Annotated in this window: 16 protein-coding genes and 1 pseudogene; 7 read left to right on the top strand and 10 right to left on the bottom strand. The window is 67.1% G+C overall.

Going from position 1 to position 17672, the window contains the following annotated elements; translation table 11 throughout:
- Positions 1-33 precede the first annotated feature (33 nt).
- The 5 genes from ACGI6K_RS20355 to ACGI6K_RS20335 form a co-directional block, all read right to left on the bottom strand.
- Positions 34-1425, bottom strand: coding sequence for a hemolysin family protein (locus ACGI6K_RS20355; RefSeq protein ID WP_376944724.1), 1392 nt, complete (start codon positions 1423-1425; stop codon positions 34-36).
- 57 nt (positions 1426-1482) lie between these two features.
- The gene (gene phoR, locus ACGI6K_RS20350) at positions 1483-2805 is read right to left on the bottom strand and encodes a phosphate regulon sensor histidine kinase PhoR (RefSeq protein WP_376944722.1); all 1323 of its coding nucleotides are present in this window, start codon (positions 2803-2805) and stop codon (positions 1483-1485) included.
- 40 nt (positions 2806-2845) lie between these two features.
- Positions 2846-3535, bottom strand: a complete 690-nt coding sequence (phoB, locus tag ACGI6K_RS20345; RefSeq protein ID WP_376944720.1) for a phosphate regulon transcriptional regulator PhoB — start codon at positions 3533-3535, stop codon at positions 2846-2848.
- A 95-nt stretch (positions 3536-3630) separates the two neighbouring features.
- Positions 3631-4518, bottom strand: a complete 888-nt coding sequence (ubiA, locus tag ACGI6K_RS20340) for a 4-hydroxybenzoate octaprenyltransferase (protein ID WP_376944718.1) — start codon at positions 4516-4518, stop codon at positions 3631-3633.
- A 29-nt stretch (positions 4519-4547) separates the two neighbouring features.
- Entirely contained in the window at positions 4548-5099 is a 552-nt protein-coding gene (locus ACGI6K_RS20335) for a chorismate--pyruvate lyase family protein (RefSeq protein WP_376944717.1), read from the bottom strand.
- Between the two features lie 883 nt (positions 5100-5982).
- On the opposite strand from ACGI6K_RS20335, the gene ACGI6K_RS20330 reads away from it, so the two are divergent.
- A complete protein-coding gene (locus ACGI6K_RS20330; protein ID WP_376944715.1) occupies positions 5983-6150 on the top strand; it encodes a rubredoxin in 168 nt (55 codons plus the stop codon).
- A 185-nt stretch (positions 6151-6335) separates the two neighbouring features.
- Positions 6336-6644: pseudogene (locus ACGI6K_RS20325) on the top strand (HU family DNA-binding protein); the annotation flags it as partial.
- Between the two features lie 209 nt (positions 6645-6853).
- Here the strand turns inward: ACGI6K_RS20325 and ACGI6K_RS20320 are convergent.
- From ACGI6K_RS20320 to ACGI6K_RS20310, 3 genes are all read right to left on the bottom strand, one after another.
- The gene (locus ACGI6K_RS20320) at positions 6854-8251 is read right to left on the bottom strand and encodes an aminoacyl-tRNA deacylase and HDOD domain-containing protein (RefSeq protein WP_376944713.1); all 1398 of its coding nucleotides are present in this window, start codon (positions 8249-8251) and stop codon (positions 6854-6856) included.
- A gap of 79 nt (positions 8252-8330) precedes the next feature.
- Positions 8331-10406 carry an ATP-dependent DNA helicase RecG gene (gene recG / locus ACGI6K_RS20315; protein WP_376944711.1) on the bottom strand — a complete coding sequence of 692 codons (2076 nt, stop codon included), beginning with the start codon at positions 10404-10406 and terminating at the stop codon, positions 8331-8333.
- Positions 10403-11338 (bottom strand): hydrogen peroxide-inducible genes activator, encoded by a 936-nt coding sequence (locus tag ACGI6K_RS20310; RefSeq protein WP_376944709.1) that lies wholly within the window; start codon positions 11336-11338, stop codon positions 10403-10405. The genes recG and ACGI6K_RS20310 overlap by 4 nt, the downstream gene beginning before the upstream one ends.
- 87 nt (positions 11339-11425) lie before the next feature.
- Here ACGI6K_RS20310 and ACGI6K_RS20305 point away from each other — a divergent pair, with 87 nt between their 5' ends.
- Positions 11426-12286 (top strand): SDR family oxidoreductase, encoded by an 861-nt coding sequence (locus tag ACGI6K_RS20305; protein ID WP_376944707.1) that lies wholly within the window; start codon positions 11426-11428, stop codon positions 12284-12286.
- A gap of 272 nt (positions 12287-12558) precedes the next feature.
- Here ACGI6K_RS20305 and ACGI6K_RS20300 read toward each other — a convergent pair whose 3' ends face one another.
- Positions 12559-13101, bottom strand: a complete 543-nt coding sequence (locus ACGI6K_RS20300; protein ID WP_376944705.1) for a DUF6436 domain-containing protein — start codon at positions 13099-13101, stop codon at positions 12559-12561.
- A 109-nt stretch (positions 13102-13210) separates the two neighbouring features.
- Between ACGI6K_RS20300 and ACGI6K_RS20295 the strand changes: the two genes are divergently transcribed.
- Entirely contained in the window at positions 13211-14149 is a 939-nt protein-coding gene (locus ACGI6K_RS20295; protein ID WP_376944703.1) for an alpha/beta hydrolase, read from the top strand.
- Positions 14150-14153: 4 nt separating this feature from the next.
- Here ACGI6K_RS20295 and ACGI6K_RS20290 read toward each other — a convergent pair whose 3' ends face one another.
- Positions 14154-14891, bottom strand: a complete 738-nt coding sequence (locus ACGI6K_RS20290; protein WP_302227619.1) for a DUF2059 domain-containing protein — start codon at positions 14889-14891, stop codon at positions 14154-14156.
- Positions 14892-15283: 392 nt separating this feature from the next.
- On the opposite strand from ACGI6K_RS20290, the gene ACGI6K_RS20285 reads away from it, so the two are divergent.
- The 3 genes from ACGI6K_RS20285 to ACGI6K_RS20275 all read left to right on the top strand — a co-directional run bounded on the left by ACGI6K_RS20285 (position 15284) and on the right by ACGI6K_RS20275 (position 17648).
- Positions 15284-15916 (top strand): 2OG-Fe(II) oxygenase, encoded by a 633-nt coding sequence (locus ACGI6K_RS20285; RefSeq protein ID WP_376944701.1) that lies wholly within the window; start codon positions 15284-15286, stop codon positions 15914-15916.
- A gap of 30 nt (positions 15917-15946) precedes the next feature.
- On the top strand, positions 15947-16450 hold the full coding sequence (locus tag ACGI6K_RS20280) for a DUF523 domain-containing protein (RefSeq protein WP_376944699.1): 504 nt from the start codon (positions 15947-15949) through the stop codon (positions 16448-16450).
- A 130-nt stretch (positions 16451-16580) separates the two neighbouring features.
- Positions 16581-17648, top strand: a complete 1068-nt coding sequence (locus tag ACGI6K_RS20275) for an AbrB family transcriptional regulator (protein WP_376944697.1) — start codon at positions 16581-16583, stop codon at positions 17646-17648.
- Positions 17649-17672: the final 24 nt, after the last annotated feature.

Below are 17672 nucleotides of genomic sequence, written 5' to 3'. Positions count from 1 at the left end.
CGATGACTTGTTGCCGCCCCATCCTGTCAGGTTTTAACCCGACCTGCGCCCCTCCGAAGAGGGGAATGGAGCGAACGGACTCGCCAGCTTGAGCACCTTGGCCAGAACGACCTTCGGCCCTTTCATCTTCTTGACGATGATGCGCAGGCCTTGGGTTTCCAGCACTTCGTCCTCTTCGGGCAGCCGCTTGAGCGTCTCGTGGATCAGCCCGGACAGAGTATCGGCTTCGAGGCTTGCCGGCAGGCTGATCTGCAGCAGGCGCTCGACCTTGAACAGCGGCGTGTCGCCACGCACCAGCAGTTTGCCCGGCTGGTAGGCGACGATGCCGCGCTCGGCCTTACGGTGCTCGTCCTGGATATCGCCGACCAGTGCTTCCAGCACGTCCTCCATGGTCAGGTAACCGACCACCTTGCCGTCGGCTTCCTCGACCAGCGCGAAGTGCGAGCCACCGCGGCGGAAGCGATCGAGCAGCTCGGTCAGGGGCATGTGCCGATCGACCCGCTCGATCGGGCGCATCAGTTCGTCGATCTTCAACGCCGAGGGCAATATTTCCAGCAGGGAGAGGTGCATCAGCAGGTCTTTGATGTGCAGCACGCCGACGAAGCGCCCGGTGTCCTCGTCGTGCACCGGGTAGCGGCTGTACTTGTGCCGGCGGAAGGTGCTCATGACCTCGTCCAGCGGCGCGTCGCGCTCCAGATAGACTAGGTCCTCGCGGGAGTTGGCCCAGTCCACCACTTCGAGTTCGCCCATTTCCACCGCCGAGGCCAGTACGCGCATGTCCTGGTCGCTAGGGTCGTGGGCCCGGCTCGAGTACAGGATCAGCTTCAGCTCGTCGAGGCTGTACTGGTGCTCGTGATGGGCATCCGCACCGCCCTGGCCGGCGATGCGCAGGATGGTGTTGGCGCTGGCGTTGAGCAGCCAGATCGCCGGGTACATCAGCCAGTAGAACAGGTACAGGGGAACGGCAGTCCACAGCGACAGCCGCTCCGGTTGGCGGATCGCCCAAGACTTGGGGGCCAGTTCGCCGACCACGATGTGCAGATAGGAGATGATGAAGAACGCGGTGAAGAAGGACACCCCGTGGATCAGCGCCGGCGTGTCGATGCCGAGTCTAGCCATGAGCGGTTCGAGCAGATGGGCGAAGGCCGGCTCACCGACCCAGCCGAGTCCCAGGGAGGCAAGGGTGATGCCCAGTTGGCAGGCCGAGAGGTAGGCATCCAGTTGGGCGTGCACACGGCGCAGGATCTGTCCGCTCCAGCCGTTCTGGCCGGCGATCAGTTCCACGCGGGTGGCGCGCAGCTTGACCATGGCGAATTCGGCGGCGACGAAGAAACCGTTCAGCAGGACGAGGAACAGAGCGAAGAGAATGAGGCCGAGATCGGCGAAATAGGCGAAGTCGGTACTGCTACTCGGGGAGGGGTCCATGGGGTATTCGCGAAATGATTGACAAGAGGGGGCATATTAGGGCCTCGGGGCACACTTTCAAGAGGCGTTGTCGAGCGCCCGGCCTTCCATCAGTTGAGTCGCCGGGAAATGGCAGGTGAACAGGCTGCCCTTGCCGGGCTCGCTGGCGATCTCCAGGCGGCCGTTGTGGTGGATCAGCGCGTGCTTGACGATGGCCAGCCCCAGTCCGGTGCCGCCGGTGCTAGCCGAGCGGCTGGCGTCGACCCGGTAGAAGCGTTCGGTCAGCCGCGTCAGGTGTCGGGATTCGATGCCGATGCCGGTGTCCTGCACGCTCAGGTGGGCGCCGTCGCGGTCGCTCCACCAGCGCAGGCGAATCTCGCCGCCGGGCGGGGTGTATTTCACCGCGTTGTACACCAGGTTGGAAAAGGCGCTGCTCAGTTCCGCCTCGTTGCCCTTGAGGGCGAGGTCCGGCTCTGCGTCGAGCAGGATGCGGTGCTCGTCCGCGCCGGAGAGGATCTGGGCATCCTTGACGATCGCCTGCAGTAGCGGCTCCACCTCCACCGGCTGCCTGAGTTGCTGGTTGTCGTTCGCTTCTAGGCGGGCCAGCAGCAGCAGGTCGTCGAGCAGGTTCTTCATGCGTTCGGCCTGCTGCTGCATCTGCTGCAGGGGACGGCGCCAGCGCGGGTTCACCTCGTCGGCATGTTCCAGCATGGGCTCCAGGTAGCCGGCGACCACCGTCAGCGGTGTACGCAACTCGTGGGAGACGTTGGCGACGAAGTCCTTGCGCATCTGCTCCAACTGGCGCACGTGGGTCACGTCGCGAACCAGCATCAATTGCTCGCCGTTGCCGTAGCGGGTGATTTGCACCTGCAGGTACAGGCGGTCGTTGAGCGGCGAAGGCAGTTCGAGGGGAGCGCTGAAGTCGTTCTGGTCCATGTAGGCCTTGAATTGCGGATGACGGACCAGATTGGTGATCGGCTGGCCGCTGTCCTGCGGCGTCTTCAGGCCGAGCAGGATTTCCGCGGCGCGGTTCCACCACTCCAAGTTGCCTTCGGCATCAAGCATGATCACCGCATCCTTGAGGGCGGCGGTGGATTCTTGCACGCGGTCGATCACCGCCTGCAGGCGGCCGCGCACGCGCTGGTCGCGGCGCTGGATGTTGTAGAGGCCGTCGAATACCTCGCCCCACAGGCCGCTGGCGTCCGGCGGCGGCTCGTCGGGCTGGTAGGTCTTGAGCCAGTGGTGCAGGCGGATGAGCTGGTAGAGGTTCCAGGCGAGGTAGGCGGCCAGGCCGCCGGACAGCGACCAGCCATAATCGCCGAGGAACAGGCCGAGAAGCAGGCCGACGGCGATGGGCGCCAGCAGACTGCGCAGCAGCGGACCGAGCCAGTTGTATTTCACGGGGACGTCCTTGACCTGGGCGCCTTGCACGGCGCCGGGCTTAGCTTTTGGTAGAGAAACGATAACCGGTGCCGCGCACCGTCTGTACCAGATTTTCATAGGCCTCGCCGAGGGCCTTGCGCAGTCGGCGGATGTGCACATCGACGGTGCGTTCCTCGACATAGACGTTGCCGCCCCAGACCTGGTCGAGCAGTTGGCCGCGCGTATAGGCGCGTTCCTGGTGGGTCATGAAGAACTGCAGCAGGCGGTACTCGGTGGGCCCCATCTCGGCCGGCTTGCCATCAATGGTCACCCGGTGGCTGATCGGGTCGAGCCGCAGGCCACCGATCTCGATCGGCATTTCGTTGTCGCCAGGGGCGGTACGGCGCAGCACGGCCTTCAGGCGGGCGACCAGCTCGCGCGGCGAGAAGGGCTTGGTGATGTAGTCGTCCGCACCGACTTCCAGCCCCTGGATCTTGTTGTCTTCCTCGCCCTTGGCAGTGAGCATGATCAGTGGAATGCCGGTGGTCAGTTCGTCGCGCTTCAGGCGGCGGGCCAGCTCGATGCCGGAGGTACCGGGCAGCATCCAGTCGAGTAGGATCAGATCGGGGCGGCGGTCGACGATGATGGCGTGGGCCTGCTGGGTGTTCTCCGCTTCCAGGCATTCATAACCGGCCATCTCCAGAGCAACGGCGATCATCTCGCGGATGGGGGCCTCGTCGTCGACGATAAGGATTGTCTTGCCAGCCATGGGGCAACTGTCCCGTTGTTGTTCCTGTCGATGCAGCGCATTAGATAACGGAATTATTGCAGTTGTGTGACGAGTAGACGCATCTGCTGGAATGTCTAAATCCCGTAGTCGAGAACCAGGCCGACCAGGATCGCCAGGCCGGCCCAGTGGTTGTGCAGGAAGGCACGGAAGCAGGCCTGCGGTTCGCGCCGGCGAGTGGCGACGAATTCCCAGGCGAAGCACAGGGCGGCCACCAGCAGGCCGAGGTGGAAGTACGGGCCGAGGCCTAGGCGCATCCCGACCACCAGCAGCAGGCCGAGGGTCAGGCCCTGCAGGGCAAGGATGATCGCCCGGTCGGCCGCGCCGAAAAGGATGGCGGTGGATTTCACGCCGATCTTCAGGTCTTCCTCGCGGTCGGTCATCGCGTAGTAGGTGTCGTAGGCCACGGTCCAGGCCAGGTTGGCGGCGAAGATCAGCCAGGCTTCGAGCGGCAGGCGGCCGGTCGCGGCAGTGAAGGCCATGGGGATGCCCCAAGAGTAGGCCGCCCCGAGCACCAATTGCGGGAGGTGGGTATAGCGCTTCATGAAGGGGTAGAGCGAGGCCACCGCCAGGGCGCCAAAGGACAGGGCGACGGTGGTCGGGTCGGTCAGCAGTACTAGGCCGAAGCTCAGGGCCACCAGCACGGCGAACAGCGTCCAGGCTTCGCGCGTACGAATCCGCCCGGTCGCCAGCGGACGCTGTCGGGTGCGGGCGACATGGCCGTCGAAGTTGCGGTCGGCGAAGTCGTTGATCACGCAGCCGGCCGAGCGCATGAGGATCACGCCGCAAGTGAAGATCAGCACTTGCTTCAGGCTAGGCGCGCCGTCGGCGGCGATCCACACCGCCCAGAGGGTCGGCCAGAGCAGCAGGTAGATACCGATCGGCCGATCCAGGCGCACCAGTTGGATGAAGTCCCAGGCGCGGGGGTGCAGGCGGTTCATCGATTGCAGCAGGGCGGTGTACATGGGCGACGTTCCCGGAGGGTTCGGGCGGATTATAGGGTGTCCGGGTCGATTCCCTGGTAGCGCCAGAGCTCCGGCAAGAAGACTTCCGCCACTAATACGCTCAGGGTTTTCCGGTAAAAACGCGAGCGCCGTCCCCAGAGTCCGGGGCGGCGTATCCCGGCTGGCAACCAGTCCGGCAGATAGCGCGTGGCCTGCAGCGGGCCGCGGACGAAGGCTGGGTCGCTGAACAGCAGTTCGCCGAGGGGCCGTCGGCCGAGTTCGGCGAGTACGCTAAAAAACCCCTCCAGAGCCTCGCGGGCCGCCACGCTGCGGGCGAACACCCACGGCCGCTCGGCGCCGAGCAGGTAGACCTCGCGTACCCAGCCGGTGCTGCCCGGCACCACGCCGAGGGCGGCGCATTCGTCGTCGCGCAGCACCTGCCAGCCTTCGGCCAGCGGCGTCACGGCGAAACGGCCGGCGGAAAGGGCGGTCAGCCGGCGGGTCAGCGAGTTGCTGTCGAACAGCCAGTCGGTCAGAACGGCCGGGGGGGCAGGATGCAGTTGGTCGGCACCGAGCCATTGGAAAGCGGGAGCAGCGGTCACGGAGGAGCATTCCGGCAGAGTGTCGGGGAAGCGAGTCTAGGGCCTGGCGCCGATTGTTGCCATGCCCGCGCCGAATCGGCCAGGGCAATGGCATGAAGCGCTCGCCTGATACCAGACTGGAAAGATTGTGTGATCCTTGGCATGGCTGCTTGCCGAGTAGCCGGACAGTCCCCGTTTCGGCCCCCCGGCCGAGTCACTTTTTCTTGCTTGGCCAAGAAAAAGTAACCAAAAAGAAAGCCACCCCCTCATCCGGCCCTGCGCTTCGCTCCGGGTTCCCTCCCTGCATCGCCGCTCCAGGGGCACGTCCCGCAGGGTCATCCATGGCTCATCGCGGCTCTCGCGGCATCCTTGCCGCTCGACCCCTTCCACGACGATTCCGCTCGGCTTTCTGAAGGGGGCATCCGGCGCGGCCTGACAGGTCGTGCCGCAAGAGCGAAAGCGCTTTCAGGCAACCCGGAGCCCGACTCCCGTTCAGGAGGCCGAGCGCAGGCGTCGCGTAGAGGGGCGAGCCGCAAGGAGGCGGCGAGCGTCGTACGAGGGGGCATGGATGCCCCTTGTGCGACGACCCTCGGAGCGGCGCCGGAGCGAGGGAGCCCCGGCGTAGCCGGGGCCGAATGACCGGGCGCGCTTTCTCTTTGGTTACTTTCTCTTGGCGCGAGCAAAGAGGAAAGCGACTCGGCCGGGGGGTCGAAACAGGAAGTATCCAGCCCCTCGGCAAGCAGCCGATGCACCGGATTTGAAGACCAGGCCGGAACGACCAGGCACACAATCTTTCCAGTCCGGTATCGGAAAGACATTTCATGCGATTGCCCTGCCGAATCGGCCTTGGCACTGCCGGTGACTTGCAGTAGCGTGGAATTCTTCGCGATTTCGGAGGAGAGCCATGCGCAAGTGGCAATGCATCGTCTGTGGCTTCGTCTATGACGAGGCCTGCGGTCTTCCGGAAGAGGGCATCGCCCCCGGCACGCCTTGGGAAGAGGTGCCGTCCGACTGGCTGTGCCCCGTGTGCGGTGCCAGCAAGCAGGATTTCGAGATGATCGAGATCTTTTGACGCATGCTCGGGACCGTCGGCGCCTGGGCGCTGGCTCTTCGCCCGGCCGGACGAGGGGTTCGTGCGTAGCGCTCCGTCGGTCCGCGCCGCTCAAGGACGCGGCGTGACTGGCGAAGAGCGGTGGGGCATGCCATCCTCCCTGTGTCGGCTGCGGCAGGGAGCCGCTACAGCCTAGGGAAGAGCGTACGGATACAACAACAAGAAACATCGAAGAGGTAATCATGCGTAAACCGGAACTTGCTGCGGCCATCGCCGAAAAGACCGATCTCACCCGGGATCAGGCCAATCGGGTACTCAATGCGATGCTTGAGGAAATCACCAGCGCGCTGAATCGCAAGGACAGCGTTACCTTGGTCGGCTTCGGCACTTTCGTGCAGCGCCATCGCGGCGCCCGGACCGGCAAGAACCCGCAGACCGGCCAGCCGGTCAAGATCAGGGCCAGCAACACAGTCGCCTTCAAGCCGGGCAAATCGCTCCGGGATGCGGTCAACTGACCGGATGAGGTCCGTGTCGCCCGAACTGGGGCTCGGGCGATCACCTGTCGCCGCCGAGGGCAGGTCGCTTTCCTCTGTCATGCCGGGGGAATATTCGCAGCGGCGGTAGGCCCCGGCTTGCGGCATTCTTCCCATCTTCCCTGCCTCCGCCAAGATTGCGAGAACTGCCCTCCCGAAGGCCGTTCCGCTTCAGCCGTCCCGGCTTCGTCTCATTCCGGATGCGCCAGCAGGGCACGCAGCGCCGTTTCCGCGGCCAGTACCCGGTCCAGCGCCTCCTCGGCCCGGGCCCTGGTGAGCCCCAAGCCGTCGAGCAGCCGCTGAGGAATCTCTTCCTGCGGCGTGCTGCCGATGCCGCGGTTGCGCAGCAGGTTGGTCGCCAGGTAGACCAGATTGGCGTAGACCGCATGGCAACCGCGATAGTCGGGATCGTGCTGGCAGCTCAGCGCGACCGACAGCTCCTCGGGCATCAGCCAGTGCTCCATCAGCCAGGCGCCGATCTGCTCGCGAGTGATGCCGAGCAGATGGTGCTCGACTAGGGTGTGCGGTACGTGCGGGTTGATCTGCAGGTGCTGGCTGAGCAGCTTGAAGTAGGACGGGAAGATGTGCGCGAGGGTCAGGTAGCCGAAGTTGTGCAGCAGTCCGGCCAGGTAGGCCAGTCCCGGCTCGGGTCGTTTGCCGCGAGGCATCGCCCGGCATAGGCCGTCCATCAGGGTAGCGGTGTAGAGGGCCTCCTCCCAGTAGGGGGTCAGGTCCTCGGGGGGCTCGGTGTTTTCCGCGGGACCGATTTCGGACAGGCCGAGCGATAGGTTCAGCACCACTTCGGAGCCGAGCACCCGGACGATGGCATCCTCCACCGAGAGTACCCGCTCCGGCGACGGATGGTGGTGGGTGCCGGCCAGCCCGGCCCAACTGACCACCTGGGCGGCGAGGGCCGGGTCGGTTTCGATCAGGTAGGTGACGTCGTCGTCGCTGCAGGTACGCAGATTGCCGTGCAACTGGCGAATACGGCGCACGGTGTTACGTCGTGGCGGAATTTCCACCCGGCGCTCCAGGCGCTGGCGGATACGCCGGGCGGTGAAGCCCTGCACGGCCTCCATCGGGTCCTCGGCGTGCGCCTGCAGGTTGTGGCGCAGTAGGATCAGTGGCATGCCGAAGCGGGCGCTGCGGGCGTTGGCGAGCAGGCCGCGATAGACCTCGCTGTCGATTTCCAGGAGCACGTGGGGCTGGCCGGAGTCGAGCAGTACGCTCGGCCCTTGCAGCAGGCGCTCGTCGTACAGGCAGGGACTGTCGATCAAAGGTGGCAAGCCGGGGAGTGCGCTCAGCCGTTCGCGGGCGAACAGTTGCCGCAGGCGCTCGTCGGCCGGAACGAGGCAGCGGCCGATGGCTGTCTTCAGGCGGTGGAGGTCGAGCAACTGGTCGCGGGGGAACAGCACCAGCAGGCTGCCGGTCTCGTCCTCGAGCAGCGCGGCCTGTATCCGCGGCTGAAGGGAGCCCGGTCGCTCGTGGACGATGCGTACGGGAACGCCGAGCCTGCTCAGCAGATCCCGGAGGATCTGTGGCAGTTGGGGTTGTAGCAGTTCGGCGGCGTTCGGCAGGGTCTCGGGCATAGGGTGTTTGCTGGGGTGGGACGAAGTCGGAGCAGTATAACCAGTCGACCGGGTTTCGCGCTCATTTGCGCCAATTTGATCAAACTTGTCCGTATTGTTGGCCATGACGGAGCCAGCGTTCCAATAGCGGGCTGACATGTTGTGGCCAGCGTGCGAGCAAATTCTGGGCCGCTTCGCGTACCACTGGTAGCAGATCGGCGTCGCGCATCAGGTCGGCGACCTTGAACTGTAAAAGGCCGGTTTGGCGGGTGCCGAGCATCTCGCCGGGACCTCGCAGTTCCAGGTCCTTCTCGGCGATGACGAAGCCGTCCGAGGTTTCGCGCATGATCGCCAGGCGCTCGCGCCCGAGTTGCGACAGCGGCGCGTGGTAGAGCAGCACGCAGTGGCTAACGGTGCTGCCGCGTCCGACCCGGCCGCGCAACTGGTGCAACTGGGCGAGTCCCAGGCGCTCGGGGTTTTCGATAATCATCAGGCTGGCGTTGGGCACGTCCACGCCCACTTCGATCACCGTGGTGGCGACCAGTAGTTGCAGCCGGCCGGCCTTGAACTCTTCCATCACCGCAGCTTTTTCCGTCGGCTTCATGCGTCCGTGGATCAGCCCGACGGCCAGATCGCCGAGCGCTGCAGAGAGTTCCTCGAAGGTGGTTTCCGCGGCCTGGCAGGTCAATTCCTCGGACTCCTCGATCAGCGTGCACACCCAGTAGGCCTGGCGGCCTTCCAGACAGGCGGCGCGGACCCGCTCGATTACCTCCGGGCGCCGACTGTCGGCGATCACCAGGGTGTTCACCGGGGTGCGTCCGGGCGGCAGTTCGTCGAGTATCGAGGTGTCCAGATCGGCGTAGGCGCTCATCGCCAGGGTACGCGGGATGGGCGTGGCAGTCATGATCAACTGGTGCGGGCAGAGGCGGCCGTCGACGCCCTTCTGGCGCAGGGCCAGGCGCTGCTGCACGCCGAAGCGGTGCTGTTCGTCGATGATCGCCAGGGCCAGGTTGCGAAAACGCACCTCGTCCTGGAACAGCGCGTGGGTGCCGACCACCATCGGGCAGCCGCCGGCGATCTTCTCCAGCGCCGCGCCGCGCGCCTTGCCCTTGAGCTTGCCGGCCAGCCAGGCGAGGTCGATGCCCAGCGGCTCCAGCCAGCGGGCGAAGTTCAGGTAGTGCTGCTCGGCGAGGATCTCGGTGGGCGCCATCAGGGCGACTTGATAGCCCGCCTCGATGGCCTGCAGCGCAGCCAGCGCGGCGACCACCGTTTTGCCGGCGCCGACGTCGCCCTGTACCAGGCGCAGCATCGGCTCGCTCCGGCTGAGATCGTAGGCGATCTCGGCGCCGACCCGACGCTGGGCGCCGGTGGGGGCGAAGCCGAGGTTGGCGAGGAACAGGTGTGGCAACCTGCTGGCCGGTGGCAGGGCCGGAGCCTGCTGGCTGCGCAGGCTCTCGCGCAGCCGCTGCAGGGATAACTGGTGGGTCAGCAGTTCCTCGAAGGCCAGGCGATGCTGGGCCCAGTGCCGGCCTTCGGCCAGCTCCTCGAGGTCGGCGTCCGGCGGCGGCCGGTGCAAATAGCGGATCGCCTCGTCCAGCGGGCCGAGGCGGTGGGCGCGGGCCAGTTCTGCCGGCAGCCAGTCCGGCAGGCTGTGCGGGCCGAGGCGAGTCAGCGCCTGCTCGGTCAGACCGCGCAGGCGCTGCTGGGTGAGGCCTTCGGTGGTCGGGTAGATGGGCGTCAGGGTCTGTTCCACCGGCGCCGGCTCCAGGCCGCTTTGCGCGCGGTATTCCGGGTGGTAGATCTCCAGGCCCGATGCGCCGGGGCGCACCTCGCCGTAGCAGCGCAGCGGGGTGCCGCGCTTAAGCGCATCCTTCTGCGCGGTACTGAAGTGGTAGAAACGCAGGGACAGGCTGCCGCTGCCGTCCTGCAGGCGCACCAGCAGGCTGCGGCGGCGGCCCATGACGACGTCGGCGGCGGCCACCGTGCCCTCGACCACCGCATCCTGCCCGGGGCGCAAGGCGCCGATCGGGGTAATGCGGGTGCGGTCTTGGTAGCGCAGCGGCAGGTGGAACAGCAGGTCCTGCAGGGTTTCCAGACCGACCCGGGCGAGTTTCTCGGCCAGCGCCGCGCCGACGCCCTTCAGCGCGGTGACCGGGATCGTCGCCAGTTCGGTCATGCCGTCTGCTGGGCGGGGCCGGTCGGCGAATGGATCGCCGAGCACAGGCGGATGGACTCGGCCAGGATCTCGATCGCCTTGGGCCGCGGGAAGCTGGCGCGCCAGGCGAGGGCCACGGTGCGGAACGGCACCGGCGAGGCCAGCGGACGGACTTCGAGTATGCCGGGGGCGTAGTGGTGGCTGTTCACCGCGGTGAACGGCAGCACCGAAATGCCGAGCCCGGAGGCAACCATGTGGCGGATGGTCTCCAGCGAGCTGGATTCCACCGTGGTGTGGCGATGCGCCTCGTCGCTCTTGCGCAGCGATGGGCAAGCCTCCAGCACCTGGTCACGGAAGCAATGGCCCTCGCCGAGCAGCAGCAGGCTCTTGTCGTTAAGCATCTCGGTGTCGATGGTGCGCAGCCTGGTCCAGGGGTGACCGGCCGGCAGCAAGGCATAGAAGGGCTCGTCGTAGAGCGGTTTGGTCAGCACGTCCGCCTCGTTGAACGGCAGCGCGACGATGATCGCGTCGAGTTCGCCGGTGCGCAGCTTGTCGCGCAGCATGTGGGTGAAGTTTTCCTCGATGTACAAGGGCATCTGCGGCGCCGCCTTGTGCAACTGCGGGATCAGGTGCGGGAACAGGTAGGGACCGATGGTGTAGATGGCACCGACCTTGAGTGGCGCGGTCAACTGGTTCTTGCCGGCCTGGGCCAGTTCGCGGATGCTCTGGGCCTGTTCCAGCACCTTCTGGGCCTGGGTGACGATGCCCTCGCCGACCGGGGTCAGCCGCACGGCGGTCTTGCTGCGTTCGAAGATCAGCACGCCGAGTTCGTCTTCGAGCTTCTTCACGCCCACCGAAAGGGTCGGCTGGCTGACGTGGCAACGCTCGGCGGCGCGTCCGAAATGCTGTTCCTGGGCGAGGGTGACGATATAGCGCAGTTCGGTGAGGGTCATAGCGAATATCCATTAGCTCGCTTTCAAGAATAGCCTTTGCGTAGCTGAGAACCAACCGTGTCCACGAACAGCATGACAGGAGCTCATATGGAAACCACTGCGCCCGTGCTGCTGATCGCCGGTTGCGGCGACGTCGGCAGCCACCTCGGCGAACGGCTGGCCGCCGCAGGCTGGCATGTGCATGGCCTGCGCCGGCGGGTGGCCGCCCTGCCGGCGACGATCTTGCCGCTGTGCGGCGATCTCGAAAGCACGCAGTGTCCTGCGGGCTGGCCGTCGGGGCGGATCGATTACCTAGTCTACAGCGCGGCGGCCAGCCGTCACGACGAGCCCGGCTACCGGGCCGCCTATGTCCAGGGGCTGTGCCATGTACTGGACTGGTTGGCGCGGCACGGCCAGAAGCCGAGGCGGCTGCTGTTCGTCTCCAGCACCGGGGTCTATGGCCAGCAGGAGGGCGAGTGGGTCGACGAAAACTCGCCGACCGAGCCTTCCGGCTTCTCCGGGCGGGTGTTGCTGGAAGCCGAGCGCCTGGCCCTGGGCAGCGGCCTGCCGGCCAGCGTGGTGCGTCTGGCCGGCATCTACGGGCCCGGTCGCGAGTGGCTGCTCGGGCAGGTCCGCCGCGGCGGTCGGATCGCCGCGACGCCGCCGCTCTACGGTAACCGCATCCACCGCGACGACGCCGCCGGACTGCTCGCCTTCCTGCTCGAGGCCGATGCCCGTGGCGTTGCGCTGGCCGACTGCTATCTGGGCGTGGACGACACGCCGGCGCCGCTGCACGAGGTGGTCGCCTGGCTGCGCGGGCGGCTGGGCGTGACTGAAGAGGGCACGGAGAGTATCGGCCAGCGCGCCGGCAACAAGCGTTGCAGCAACGCCAGGGCCCGCGCGCTCGGCTGGGTGCCGCGCTATCCCGATTACCGCGAGGGCTATGCGGCGCTGCTAGACACGCCCTAGGGCCGTTAACACTACTCCGCGCGGCCGCGACGGAGCCTGTTTTTGCGCGCGGTTAAGCGCGAGCAGAGAAGTTCGGTCAACGACGCACCGCGCAAAAACAGGCCCGTCCCTGCGGATGGGGCCGCCCAGACTGCGCGGCAAATGGCCCCATGCGTCGTTGCGGGACTTGGCAAGGCAATGCCATTCCCTGCGTCCCGCGCCTCGCCGATCGCGGCCCGGCCTGGCGCCATCTGGCGCAGCAACGCGGCTGCGCGGAGTAGTGTTAACAGGCCCTAGCGCCAGTCGCAGAAGCAGCCTTCGGCCAGGGTTCCGCCGGCCCGCACCGGACGGCCTTCGAGCAGAGCGTCGAGGATCGGCTCGACGAAGCTGTTGGCCGAGGTGCAGGTCGCCCCTTCGTTGTAGGGGCCGAAGTAGGCCAGATGGCCCTGGCGATCCCAGATCGCCAGGGCCGGGCTGGCCGGCGGTGCCTTGCCGTCGGGGAGTGCCGCCAGCGGCTGCAGCGCGGCCAGCACCGGCGGCAGGCCGCCGCGGCTGCCCGGCCGCTGCACGGCATGGAAGGACACGCCCCGCGCTCCGTAGCGTTCGATCAGTTCAGCCAGATGCTGCTGGTTGCCGACGTTGCAGGGGCAGGCCGGGTCGTGGAAGTGCACCAGGCGGATCGGCCCGGCACCCGCCAGGGCCGGCGGCAGGCGCAGTCCACTGGCATCGAACAGGACGGTCCGCTGGTAGCAGCCGCGGTACCAGTCGTAGGCGGCAGCGAGGCCGAGGATGGCGAGCAGTATGGTGAGCAGGGTCTTGCGCTTCGGGGGGAGCATGGCGTAAAGACGGGCAGAGAATGCCCTAGCTTGCCACGCCACGCCTGTCCGATGAAGGGCGTCGGCACGGTGGAGCGCCGGGCGTGGTTTCCTTCGCGGATGAGGTGTCATGTCAGAGTCTTTCCAGCCCGATCTTCTGCGTCCTTTGCTGCAGCCTTTGGCCACGGCCGGTGACGAGTCGCCGCGAGTCCGGGCCTACCGCCGCTACTACGGGCTCGACCTGGGCGAGCATCGCCTGGGTGTGCAGGGCCGCCTCGGCGCCTTCGACGTCGGTCCCTACCGGATCGTCGCCCAGGTCTGGTGGCCGGAGCGGCCGCGCGCGACCCTGCTGCTGTTGCACGGCTACTACGATCACATGGGACTCTATCGGCACGTGTTCGACTGGGCGCTGGGCATGGGCTTCGCCGTACTCTCCTGCGACCTGCCGGGGCACGGGCTGTCCAGTGGCGCGCCGGCCAGCATCGACGACTTCGCCGAATACCAGGCGGTGTTCCAGGGGCTTCTGGGCGAAGCCGCCGCGCTCGATTTGCCCAAGCCCTGGCACCTGTTCGGGCAGAGCACCGGTGGCGCCATCCTGCTCGATTATCTGCTGACCGGCGCGCCGCGTTCCGAACTGGGCGAGACCATCCTCTTCGCCCCGCTGGTGCGGCCGCGCAGTTGGCGGCTGTCGAAACTCAGCTATCAGGCACTGCGGCCGTTCGTCCAGTCGATTCCGCGGCGTTTCACCGACAATTCCAGCGACACGGCCTTCCTCGAATTCATCCAGCGCGACCCGCTGCAGGCGCGCATCCTGCCGACCGCCTGGGTCGGCGCGCTAGCGCGCTGGATTCCGCGCATCGAGGCCGCCGGGCGCAGCGAGCGCAGCCCGCTGATCATCCAGGGCGATGCCGACCTGACCGTCGACTGGCGGCACAACCTGGACGTGCTGCGGGGCAAGTTCCGCAATCCGCAGTTTCTGCTGCTGGCGGACGCGCGCCATCACCTGGCCAACGAGTGCGAGGCGCTGCGCAAGCGCTACTTCGATTTTCTGCGCGAACGGCTGGCGTGACCGGCTATTGCTGTCCGACCGCCAGGCCGGCGCGCAGGGCGGCCAGGGCAGCCTGGTAGTAGGCCCGGCCGGCGGGCGACTCGGCGAACTCGACGAACTCTTCCAGTTCCGGGTCGGATAGGTCCCGGTAGACGTACATCAGGGTGTTGTCCAGATCCTGCTCGATCTCGTCGCGGATGCGCTGGCGCTGGTTGTCGAGCATGCCGAGCTGGCCGCCGCTGAACAGGCCGAAGCCGGGCACCATTTGGCTCAGGCTATCGGCGGCCACTCCGGCCAGCGCCAGGCTGAGTTCGGCGCCGGCTTCTCCGGCCGGGATGGCCTGCGCCAGGTGGCGGATCAGCAGGCGGCGAGTGGCGTCGGCCTGCATGCGCGGCAGGCCGTTGGCGTGCCTGGCCAACTGGTCGCTGCGGGTGGCGGTCAGTTCGGCGGCGACGATCTTGCGGCCCAGCGGGCTCTCGAAAAAGGCCAGCGCCGGCCCCGGCTGCGGCAACCGGGCGCGCAGCGCCGCCAGGGCGCGGCGGTCCATGGCCTGGGCGGCGAAGCGCTGGTTGCTGTTGTCGACCAGGGTCTGGTAGATCGCTGGCGGCAGGTTGGTCCGGTAGCGCTGCTGGGCGCTGGCGAGGGCAGCGTGGAAGTGCTCGCGCTGTTCCGGCCAGCCCCCGCTCCGGTAGAGCTGCAGGTAATCGTCGGCGAAGCCGGGCGGGCCGAGCAGGGCGAGGACGAGGAAGACGAGGGCGCGCATGAAGACTCCGGTCGTTCGTAGCGCTATTGTCAACGGCCCCGCGCGCAAAAGTCGAGGGGGCGCCGGCCGCGAGCCGGCATCGGGGCCGTTGCCTTCGTCGTTCCAGCTCTCGGGCATCGTTGCCCGGTCCGAGTACGCAGGTCAGCCAGGCGTCGTTGGGCGTGCCGCCCGGTGAGTGCAGGCGTTCGACCATGTCGCTGGCGAGGACGTGAGTCTCTTTCTGTTCCTCGCTTTCCACCAGGGTGTAGAACAGGTCCCGGTGGTCGACCTGCCAATGTGTCCTTGGCGTTTTCGCTGGCGACCGCCTAGCGATACCGGAGACTGATCCGTGGGCTGCACGATATTTGGGGCCGACCTACTCCAAAACCTCGGCAACCCCTAGAATATCCAGCATGCCTATCTCTCCCGCTCATTCCCTGCTGCTGAGCATCGTCGACGACCTGGCTGGCCCCGGCTGGTCGCAGCAAAGCATCTTCCTGCCGCCGGCATTGACCGCCGAGCTGGCTGCGGAGTGTCGCGCGCGGGCGGATGCCGGCGAGCTGACGCCCGCCGCCATAGGCCGCGGCGGCCGGCAATTGGTGCAGGACAGCGTGCGCGGCGACTACACCGCCTGGCTGGAGCCCGGCCAGTGCGCGCCGGGCGATGCTTGGCTAGCATTGATGGACTCTCTGCGCCAGACCCTTAACCGTGAGTTGTTCCTCGGTCTGGAGGAGCTCGAGTGCCACTTCGCGCTTTATCCGCCGGGGGCCTTTTACCGGCGCCACTTCGACCGCTTCCGCGACGACGACAGCCGCACGGTGACCGTGGTGCTCTACCTCAACGAGGACTGGCAGCCCGACGAAGGCGGCGAGCTGCGCCTGTATCTGCCGGGCGGCCGGGCGCACGACATGATGCCGCAGGGCGGCAGCCTGGCCTGCTTCATGTCGGCGAGTTTTCCTCACGAGGTGCTGCCGGCGACCCGCGAACGGCTGTCGCTGACCGGCTGGTTCCGGCGGCGTGCCGGTAACCCCCTGGAGATCCTGTAGGCCGGTCCGCGCCGGCACACGGAGCCCCGCATGCACAAGATCCTGGTCAGTCGCTGCCTGCTCGGCGAGCGGGTTTGCTACGACGGTGGCAGCCACGGTCCTTTCGTTCTGCTCGAGGAATGGCGGCGCCAGGGACGCCTGGTGGCGGTCTGCCCGGAGGTCGCCGGCGGTCTGCCGACGCCTCGGCCGCCGGTGGAGATTCCCGGCGGGCAGGGCACCCGGGTGCTGGATGGCGAGTGCGGTGTGCTGACCGTCGACGGCGCGGATGTCGGTGCGGCCTTCCTCGCCGGCGCCCGCGCCGCCCTGCGACTGGTCGAGGCCAACGGCATCCGCCTCGCCGTGCTCAAGGCGCGCAGTCCTTCCTGTGGCAACCACGAGAACTACGACGGCAGTTTCGCCGGCCGGCGGGTGCCCGGCGAGGGGGTCACCGCCGCGCTGCTCAGGCGCCACGGGGTGCGGGTGTTCAGCGAAGAGGAACTGATGGACGCGGTCACCGCCCTGGCAGCGCTGGAGGCGGGCGAAGACGCGCGATGAGCCTTGCTTGCCACCAATGGCTATCCGGCAGTGGATAGACCTGATCAATGGCGCGGTCGATAATTCCTCCCGGCGGTACATTTTCGTACAGCGTACCGATGAGTCTTACCCTCGCCGTGGAGAATCCGGGTTGTCGCAGTCGCCGCGCTTTTCGCTCCGTACCTGGCCTGCCGCGTTGCAGTGGTTGGCCTTGCTGGTCGTCGCCGGAGCCGGTGGCGGACTGCTCGGCCATCTGGATCTGCCGGCCGCCTGGTTTCTCGGCCCTATGTTGGTGGCCGTGGCCTTCGGTGTTTGCGGTGCGACTATCCACATACCCAGGCCGGTCTTCAAGCTGGGCCAGGGCTGCGTCGGCATCCTGGTCGCCCAGTCGATGACCCTGTCGGTGTTGCTGAACTTGGCGCAGTCCTGGCATGTGATGCTGCTGGCGACCTTGCTGACCTTGGCCCTCAGTCTGCTGGTGAGCCTGGGGCTGGTCTGGTTCGGCGGCATTTCCGGCAGCACCGCGGCCTGGGGGATGGCGCCCGGGGCCGCCTCGGCGATGGTCGCGATGGCCGAGGAGGACGGCGCCGACGGCCGCGTGGTGGCGACCATGCAGTACGTGCGGGTGGTTTGCGTGGTGCTGATCGGGGCGCTGGTCGGGCATCTGACTGGAATCCCGGACGTCGAGCCGGCCGGGTTGTCGCCGCTGCCGGCGCAGACCGGGCTGGCGGACTTGGCACCGAGCCTGGCGCTGATCCCGTGCGGGGTGCTGGCCGGCGCGCGCCTGTCCGCCGGCGCCCTGCTGCTGCCGCTGCTGGCCGGTGCCGCCCTGCAGGTGGCTGGCGTGCTGCGCCTGGGGCTGCCGGATTGGCTGCCACCTCTGGCCTACGGGGCAATCGGATGCTATATCGGGTTGCGTTTCGATCTGGCGACGCTGAGCCATGTCTGGCGCCGCCTGCCGGCGATGATCGTCGGCGCGGTGGTACTGATCGTGCTCTGCGCGCTGTCGGCCTGGCTGATCGCGCTGCTGCTCGGCAAGGATTTCCTCTCCGTCTACCTGGCGACCACTCCCGGCGGCCTGGACGCCATGGCGATCATCGCCGTGGATACCCGCTCGGATGCTGGTCTGGTGCTGGCCATGCAGACGCTCCGCCTGTTCGGGGTAATTCTCACGGGAGCCTTCTTCGCGCGGCAGATCATGCGCCTGGCGCGACGCTGAGCAAGCCTTTTCCTTTACGCTGCC

It is taken from the genome of Azorhizophilus paspali, from assembly GCF_043587585.2.
Lineage (GTDB): Bacteria > Pseudomonadota > Gammaproteobacteria > Pseudomonadales > Pseudomonadaceae > Azotobacter > Azotobacter paspali.
This window is presented reverse-complemented; position numbering and strand designations above follow the sequence as displayed.